At 60.4% G+C, this 7,863-nt stretch carries 7 protein-coding genes and 1 pseudogene; 1 reads left to right on the forward strand and 7 read right to left on the reverse strand.

Going from position 1 to position 7,863, the window contains the following annotated elements; all coding sequences use genetic code 11:
* Nucleotides 1-72 precede the first annotated feature (72 nt).
* The gene (locus tag SCI24_RS19690) at nt 73-489 is read right to left on the reverse strand and encodes a hypothetical protein (protein ID WP_318726995.1); all 417 of its coding nucleotides are present in this window, start codon (nt 487-489) and stop codon (nt 73-75) included.
* 123 nt (nt 490-612) lie between these two features.
* On the opposite strand from SCI24_RS19690, the pseudogene SCI24_RS19695 reads away from it, so the two are divergent.
* Nucleotides 613-1,539, forward strand: a pseudogene (locus SCI24_RS19695) (IS481 family transposase).
* Nucleotides 1,540-1,551: 12 nt separating this feature from the next.
* Here SCI24_RS19695 and SCI24_RS19700 read toward each other — a convergent pair.
* The 6 genes from SCI24_RS19700 to SCI24_RS19725 form a co-directional block, all read right to left on the reverse strand.
* Nucleotides 1,552-2,394 carry a hypothetical protein gene (locus SCI24_RS19700; protein WP_318726996.1) on the reverse strand — a complete coding sequence of 281 codons (843 nt, stop codon included), beginning with the start codon at nt 2,392-2,394 and terminating at the stop codon, nt 1,552-1,554.
* Between the two features lie 87 nt (nt 2,395-2,481).
* Nucleotides 2,482-3,564, reverse strand: coding sequence for a chain-length determining protein (locus tag SCI24_RS19705; protein ID WP_318726997.1), 1,083 nt, complete (start codon nt 3,562-3,564; stop codon nt 2,482-2,484).
* Between the two features lie 63 nt (nt 3,565-3,627).
* Nucleotides 3,628-4,563 carry an ABC transporter ATP-binding protein gene (locus SCI24_RS19710; protein WP_318726998.1) on the reverse strand — a complete coding sequence of 312 codons (936 nt, stop codon included), beginning with the start codon at nt 4,561-4,563 and terminating at the stop codon, nt 3,628-3,630.
* Nucleotides 4,560-5,366 (reverse strand): ABC transporter permease, encoded by an 807-nt coding sequence (locus SCI24_RS19715; RefSeq protein WP_318726999.1) that lies wholly within the window; start codon nt 5,364-5,366, stop codon nt 4,560-4,562. Before SCI24_RS19715 ends, SCI24_RS19710 begins: the two co-directional genes overlap by 4 nt.
* 183 nt (nt 5,367-5,549) lie before the next feature.
* Nucleotides 5,550-7,283, reverse strand: coding sequence for a polysaccharide biosynthesis/export family protein (locus SCI24_RS19720; RefSeq protein ID WP_318727000.1), 1,734 nt, complete (start codon nt 7,281-7,283; stop codon nt 5,550-5,552).
* Nucleotides 7,283-7,702: a DVU3141 family protein gene (locus SCI24_RS19725; RefSeq protein WP_318727001.1), complete on the reverse strand. Its 420-nt coding sequence runs from the start codon at nt 7,700-7,702 to the stop codon at nt 7,283-7,285. Before SCI24_RS19725 ends, SCI24_RS19720 begins: the two co-directional genes overlap by 1 nt.
* Between the last annotated feature and the right edge of the window lie 161 nt (nt 7,703-7,863).

Below are 7,863 nucleotides of genomic sequence, written 5' to 3' on the forward strand. Positions count from 1 at the left end.
AGCGCCTTGCCATGGTTCCGTCCGTGTCAGGTATCCTACACACATTATGCACGAAAACTTTAGATTAGGCACTTAGCGGTAGGTCACATACCAGTCATAATCATTCGGCCCGTCAGGAAGGGGAGCGAGCTCAAGCCCTTCAGGCCAGTCTGAAGGAACTGGATTGACAGGTTTTACAGGTAATGTCTCTGACTTTTTTGAGGTCAACTCCTCATAGTGCATGAGTGCCTGCGTTCTTTCTTTTTCGTTCAGTTTTATTTTATCTGAGTTTTCAAGTAACAACTGTGTGATTTCATCAAACTTTAGGCGAGTATGCTTCTCGCGCCCCAGATATTTGAGACACACCTGAATATTGATTTCAACTATCCGTTTTCCATAGAGATGGGCAGCCTGTTCGTACATCTCTAATGCTTTCTCATACCGCTTGTCCCGGAACGCTTGGTTTGCTTCTTTCAAAATATTAATATTTTTACTCAAAATCATCTCCAACCATAACTTTCCATTAAAATTTATTAGTTAGATGTAGGATCCCGGGTGGTCAAATGAGCTATAGGAGCTATCCTCTGCTGGCAGTCAGAGAGCTTCTACAGAAATTCATTCGGGAACAGGTTCATGAATATCAAACTGTATAAGCAGGCAATCACAACCCCAAAGCTCCGTGCTGAAATCCAGGCGGCGTCCTCCAGCATCACGGATAGCGAGCTGACCCGCCAGTGTGGCGTCGCCACCACTACCATTCAGCGTTGGGTACCGTGACGATGTCTATGATCGACCCCCACGCGTCATAACCTGCTGGCCACGCTCACGTCCGAGCAAGATGGGGTGATGATCGCCGCTCGTGAATTTCTGAACCCTCGACTGTCTCGCTCAGGTCCGCACCGCATGCTCAAGCGCCGCGAGGTGCCGACACTGGCAGAACTGTCCCGTCAGGGCGCCGGCGATGATGGCAAGCCCCGACACAAGCTCTTCAAGAACTATTGGCCCGGGTATGTGCATATCGACATCAAGAATCTGCCACAGATGCCCGACGAGGAGCAGAAACGCTACCTGTACGTCGCCATCGACCGTGTCATATGCTCGATCTATCTGGAGGTCAGGCACAGCCAGTCCGCCAAGGATGCCAAGGCGTTCATGAATCACGTGGAGGAGAAGGCTCCCTTCACCATCCAGACGGTGCTAACTGACAACGGCAAGTCGTTCACCGATCGCTTCACGCGGGCAGGTGAGCTCAAGCCCAGCACCGCAGTACCTTCGATCAGGAGTGCCAGGCCTGGTATCGAAAATCGCCTGGTCAATCCTAGAAGGCCACAGACGAACGGTATGGTGGAGCGGTTCAACAGCCGCATCAGCGTCGTGCTGGCGACCTGGCGTTATAACTCAGGCGAGGACCTGGAGCAGACACTCAAGCGGTACACTTGGCTGTACAATAACCACATCCTTCAGAAGGCGCCGCACCATCAATCACCGATTGCCGCGATGAAGGAGTGGCTGCACAAGCGTCCTGAGATATTTACCAAGCGGGTATTCAATCACGCGTGACCCGACACGTAATCAAGATTCCTTAAAGCGCTGCTGCAGGAGGTATTGCTCACCCTCCAACTCTTTCAGGCGTCGGTTCTTTTCTTCTCCAGCAAGGATGCTTTTCTCTAGTTCCTCCTGAACCATATGAAGCTGATCAATCAACAGACGGTTCTCTTCTTCTATCTCGGCACTCTGCTGAAATGCCGCCTTCTGAGATTCCAACTCCTTAGCCAGGTTCATTTTCTGTGAGAGAACTTCCTTATAGGCACGCTGTTCTTCTTTCAGCTTTTGCTGCTGTTCCTTATGCTGAACTTCCATCTGCTTCAAGCGCTCGGTTGTCTCCGACTGGACCTTCCGCTGACTCAACGCCTGTATTTGCTGGTGGGTGGCCTCCAGCTCTTCCTGTAGCACATGGATTGTTTCAAGCAGCATTCGGTTTTCTTCTTCTAGCTCCTCTTGCTTTTCAAGCTGTTTCTTGAGTACATCCTGCTGGCTAGCTAGCTTAAGATCACCTTCGCTACTTTTGCTTATTGGCTCGTATGAGTGCCCTAACGAAGTCCCCCTGTGAAAGGGTGCCTGTAGCGCCGTGTCTGCTATGCTCGGCTCCTTGACTGGATGAACCTGGCGGCCTTCCTGTTGACCTTGCTCGATGAAATGCAACAGCGGGTTGACACCCGCCTTGCGAATGTCCGGATATGTCTCCAGATAAGCCGGCACAGAAAACTCTGGGCCCGGATTGCGGCCCAGCCGCCAACCATATTTCAGGAAGTGCTGTTCAGGCGTGAGCTCCACCGCCTGAACATCGGGATAGCGTTCCTGGTACCACTGTGGATCAAACAGCGGGGAGGATTGCAGAAGTTCTACGTCAGTCATGGGCCTGTGCGTGATGTGAGGTGTGAGGGGTAAGGTGTAAAGAGAGAGCGCCCTTCGGGCTTGTAAGCCCCGCTTCGCGGCGCCGACTCAATCGCGGTGGTCTCGGATGATAAGCACCAGCATGCTGAGGATGAATGCCAGGAAGATGACCACGATCGCGAACACCGTGGCGTTGTAGAGCCGATCCGGCTTGGTGGCATACTCCGGGAACAGCGGGCTCTGCAGCACGCTGACCTGCTTGAGCTTGCGGGCGGCTTCCAGGCGGGTGTTCTCGAGGGCGGCCAGGGCGCTGGAGTAGGTCTCCTGGGCGAACTGGGCCTTGAGCTCGAGGGTCTCGTACTGGGAGGAGATGCGGTTGAGCGATTCGCCGGTGGCCTGGGCCAGGCGGTCGCGCTGCTTCTCGATCTGCTCACGCAGGGCTTCGATTTCGGACTGCACCCGGCGCATATCGGCAGACTGCACGCTCTGGTAGCTGGAGAGTGCCTTGCGCTGGGCCTGGATACGGGCCAGTTCGCCTTCCAGGGTGGCCACCACCTGGTTGATGCTCTCCACGGTACTGGTGGGCGAGACCAGGCCTTCCTTGTTCTGGAAGGCGAGCAGATCGGCACGGGCCTCGTCCAGCCGGCCTTCCAGGCGACCTAGCTGACGCTCCAGGAAGGCTACCTGCTCCTCGGCGAGGCGCTGGCCCATGTCATTCATATGCGCTTCGCCGGCTTCCAGCAGCAGCTGCACCATCTTGTGAGCGAACTCGGGGGTGTAGGCCTGCACCTCGATATTTAGCACCCCGGCGTATTCGTCCATTTCCACCGTGACGCGGCGCAGGTAGTACTGGTGCAGGTCCTCGATCGGACCCTCGGGATCACGCAGGCGGGCAAAGATATCGCCGTGCTCACCGTAGTGGCCACGGAAATCGAGCTCTTCCTGAACCCGCTTGAGCATGTCCACCGAGAGCAGATGCTCGCGCAGCAGCAGCAGGTCCTTGTCGCCTGTCGCACCGGTGAGGATCGAGGAGAAACTGACCTCCGGCTGGGCGATCTGGGGGCTCTCCAACACCACCGTGGCACGGGAGAGGTAACGATCCTCGGCCCACAGGAACCAGTAGAGGCTGACTAGCACAATCGCCAGCAGGGCCAGAGCCCAGTGTGGCTGGGACTTGATGAATCCTTTCATGGGAAAAGGGCTCGGATTGGTTGATTGACGGGTGAAGGCAGAAGCGAGGGCTTTGCGCGGAGTTCAGTCATCCGGCGTGGGCTGCAGCAGCTGAACCTGGCGGCGGGCGGCATGCAGATGTTCACGCGCCACACCCATGGCCTCCTCCTGGCGGCTGACTTCCTGAGCGGAGGCACCCGTGCCCCGGGAGTGCTCCAGCGCTGCCCTGGCGGCGTCGAATTCCACCTTGCGACGGCGTAGCTGCGCCAGTGCCTCGGCGAGGGTCGGCTCGCTGCTTGGCTCGCTCTCCGGCTTGTCAGCGGCTGGCGGGGCCTTGGGCGCAGGGCTGGGTTTCGCTGACCCACCGGTTTCCTCGTGATAGGCGGCGATGGCATCGTTGATATCGTCGTACCAGGTGGCCTGGCCATTCTTGAGATACACCCCGGCCTGACAGAGGTCCTTGAGAATGCCTTCGCTGTGGCTGACCATGATCAGGCTGGCCTGCCCTACCCGCTCCTTGAAGGCCTTGGTCGCCTTCTGCTTGAACCCGCGGTCCCCCGTCGAGGTTGCCTCGTCGGATAGGTAGACGTCGAAGTCGAACGCCAGCGAAAGGCCGAAGTTGAGACGTGATCGCATACCACTGGAGTAGGTACGAACGGGACGATCGAAGGCCTTGCCGATCTCGGCAAACTCCTGCACGCGCCGAATGATCTCCTCCTCGTTCTGCCGCCCACCATGAACCCGTGCCACGAACTTGACGTTCTGGCGGCCGGTCATGGAACCCTGCAGGCCCCCCGAAAGGCCTATCGGCCAGGAAACCCGGCAGCGCCGCTGGATTTCTCCCCGATTGGGGGCGTCCATCCCGGCAATCAGGCGCAGCAGGGTCGACTTGCCTGCGCCGTTGCGCCCCAGCAGGCCCACGCTGACCCCTCTGGGAATGGTCAGGTTGATATCCTTGAGCACCCAGGCACTGGCACGATGATTGAGGTAACGCTTGTAGAGGCCGTTTATCTGAATCATTTCGCCTTCAGCCTCTCCTTGAAGCGCACATGCATCAGCAGCCCTATCGCGAGGGTCGCCAGGGTGAACATCCAGAAATAGGTCGCACTGGTGCCATTCACTACCTGGTACCCCTCGAAGAAGCTCACCCGAAGCAGCTCCAGCCCATGCACGATGGGGTTATACATCAGGTACTCGAGCAGCCAGTGCGGCAGGTTGTTGAGCGGGAAGATGACGCCGGAGAGAATCAGCAACGGCATGTTGATCATCTTCACCACGGTAGCGACCTCAGGCACCAGGGTACCGGCCACCGAGGTAACCAGCCCCAGCCCCAGGCCCAGCCCCCACAGGCTGAGCCACCAGAACATGGCGCGAATGCCGTTGTCGGGCACCATGTCGGTGCCCAGCATCAGCGCACCGACGATGAACAACAGGAAGATGAAGGTTCGCAGCAGGCCTTCCAGCACGTTGCGCACCAGCACGGGATCGACCGGCTGCACCTGGCGGTAGGCAAACAGGGCGCTGTTGGCATTCACCGCCCCCAGGGCCCGCATCATGCCCTCGCGGATCAGGAAGAAACCCATCAGGCCGGTGATCATCCAGGGGATGAATTCGGCGTTGACGATAAAGCGATCACCACTGATGAAGCCGCGGATGGCCACCATGATCAGGGTGAACGCCATGGGCTCGGCGATCATCCAGAACCAGCCCATGCGATCGGCCATGGTGCGCGAGATCGCCTCGCGCATGAACATGGCGTACCAGACGCTGCGGGTGACCTGCCAGGGAGTGCGGCGGGCTGGGGCGTTTTCGGAGTTGGGCATCGTCGGTCTTAAGCTGGAAGTGCCCGGCTACACCAGGAGCTGGAAGCTGGAAGAGCGGCGCTTCGCGCCTGGAAGCTGGAAGAATGCCGCTTCGCGGCATAACCCCACACAAGTTATGGGGTTGGGGTGACTTCCAGCTTCAAGCTTCAAGCCCCCGACGAAGTCGGGTCGGGCGAAGCCCGGTTAGAGATCAACGGCAACCTTGGTAGCCACGGCGATCTGGTAGAGGATCTGGGTGATGCTGGTGGCCAACTCGAGGTTGCGGGTGGGCACCTTGGGCATCACCAGGATCTCGTCGCCGGGGCGGAGGCTGGCGCGGTCGGCATCGACCACGGCGCCGTTCTGGCGCACCACCAGGATATGGTCGTCGTTGGCGCGGGAGGTGTAGCCGCCAGCCCCTTCGATGTAGTCCTCGGCGGTAAGGTCGGGCTTGTAGACCACCGCCTGGGGCACCACGATCTCGCCGCTGATCAGGATGGAATCACTGACCTCGGGAATGGTGATGACGTCGCCGTCCTGCAGGCGGATATCGCTGATGCGGTCGTCGTGGGCCACCACCAGGCGGCCGCTGGGCTCGACCTGGCGCGCGCGCTTGACGAAGTCCTGGATCAGCTGCGCCTCCTGGGCTCGGCTCTTGGCCTCGTCGTCGGTGCGTGCCGGCGTGCCCAGATAGGTCATCTCCAGGCGACGCAGGCTGTCCTCCAGCGACTGGGCCTGCTGCTTGCGCACGCTCTCGCGCTTGAGCGAGACGCTGCGCACCGCGGTCATCTCCTTGGGCACGGCAACCGCGTCGAGCAGTTCGCCCAGGCGGGCGTTGCGCGGCAGGGCATAACGTGAAGGCCCGAAGTAACTGCCCTCCAGCTCCACGACGATGGTCTCGCTGCGCTCGTCGGCGCTGAACAGCACCTCGTCACCGCTGTATACGCTCTGGCTGGAGAACTCACTTAGCGGGTAGTACTCGGCGAACGGGCCGTCCGCTCGCGTGCCGCGCAGCAGCACGTGGGAGACGCCGCTGTTGAGACGCGCCAGGCGAGTGACCTCGGTGCCGGTGAGCTGCTGCCCGGTGAGCTCGTAGCGGTATTCACGCTTGACGTCGCCCACCACGGCGATGGCCGGGCCACGCTCCTCCACCACGATGGTGTCGCCATCGCGGAACTGCGGGCGGGGCAGCTTGCCGTCGAGCAGGAAGTCGTAGAGGTCGACCCGGGCGACGGTCTGGCTGCCACGCATCACGCGGATGTCGCGATAGCTGCCCAGGGCATTGTCGATGCCGCCAGCCTGGTCGAGGAAGTAGAGTAGCGAGTCGCTGGGGGTGCCGGCATAGCGCCCGGGGTTCTCCACATAGCCGGTCACGAACACGCCCACCGGTTGTACGCCCTGCAGGTTGGTGTAGACCTCCACGCCCTCGGGGTAGACCGACTTGATGGCCGAGCGCACGCTGCCGTCCAGTTGCTGGCTGTTCTGGCCCTGCACCTTGAGCGGCCCGATGGAGGGAATGAAGATATTGCCCTGGGCATCCACGGTGGCGACCTGGTCGATCTCCACCGCGCCCCAGGCGCGCAGCGTGACCTGGTCGCCGGGCTTGACGGTATAGCCGGGGTTCAGGCCATCGGCCATGGTGCCACGGAAGCCCCCCTCGAAGAGGTTGGCACCGAACGGCGGCAGCGATTCGGCATTGTCATCCAGTTGCTGCTGGGGCACGGGGCCCTGCAGTTTGGGACCATAAGTGCCTTCACCGCGCCAGTTGGCCCGTGGAGAAGCATCTATCTGTTCCGCGCCCGTGGTGCTGCTGCGCTGCTGCTGTTCCGGGACGATCTCGCTGGGCAGGCTTATCGACTGGGCGCCGGCGAGGGCCGGCAGGCTCAGCAGGCCCAGGGCAAGGGTCAGGCGGCCAAAGTAACGTGTAGAAGCCTTCATCAGCGGGAACCTCCCTGGGCGGCGAGTGCCTGGGTGACCTGGCGGCGTACCACCCAATCACCACCTGCGGTTTCACACGCCACCTGGGGGGTGACCGGCCCCCGCGCGGATTCGATACGCATCTGCCGGCATACGCGCCCACTGGCGGCGTAATAAGGCGCCTCGACCGAGACCATTACATTGGCGCCCCAGGGGCTCTCGGCCAGGTCGGTGACTGCGCCAGGCGGTGCCTGGTCGAGAAAGCCGCTGAGGTTGGCATCCACCGGCTTGCCCTGGTCGCTGCCGGCCACCACCGAGCCGGCACTCTGTGACAATCCAGCAGGCTGCAGCGCACAGCCACTGAGCACCGCCACCAGGGCGAGCGTTACCGCCAGGCGCGTGCCGGCCCGCACTTTCTTATGAGCGTCTTGGGTCGTCATGGATAGCCTCTGATGTGATGGAGCTGGTGCGGCATCAGCCCGTCAGTAGAAAGTACGAGCCAGCCGGAAGGCAAAGGAAACAGCCAGGGAAAACGCATGAAAGCCATCACACCGCGAGAATGTCCGCCAGATAGGTCTCATCCAGCGCGGCTTTCTTCTGT

It is taken from the genome of Halomonas sp., assembly GCF_033549285.1.
In the GTDB taxonomy this organism is placed as follows: domain Bacteria; phylum Pseudomonadota; class Gammaproteobacteria; order Pseudomonadales; family Halomonadaceae; genus Halomonas.

Excerpts from the sequence above, each read along its gene's own strand:
- SCI24_RS19700 (WP_318726996.1), bottom strand. The coding sequence starts at position 2,394 with ATGACTGACGTAGAACTTCTGCAATCCTCCCCGCTGTTTGATCCACAG.
- SCI24_RS19705 (WP_318726997.1), bottom strand. The coding sequence starts at position 3,564 with ATGAAAGGATTCATCAAGTCCCAGCCACACTGGGCTCTGGCCCTGCTG.
- SCI24_RS19710 (WP_318726998.1), bottom strand. The coding sequence starts at position 4,563 with ATGATTCAGATAAACGGCCTCTACAAGCGTTACCTCAATCATCGTGCC.
- SCI24_RS19715 (WP_318726999.1), bottom strand. The coding sequence starts at position 5,366 with ATGCCCAACTCCGAAAACGCCCCAGCCCGCCGCACTCCCTGGCAGGTC.
- SCI24_RS19720 (WP_318727000.1), bottom strand. The coding sequence starts at position 7,283 with ATGAAGGCTTCTACACGTTACTTTGGCCGCCTGACCCTTGCCCTGGGC.
- SCI24_RS19725 (WP_318727001.1), bottom strand. The coding sequence starts at position 7,702 with ATGACGACCCAAGACGCTCATAAGAAAGTGCGGGCCGGCACGCGCCTG.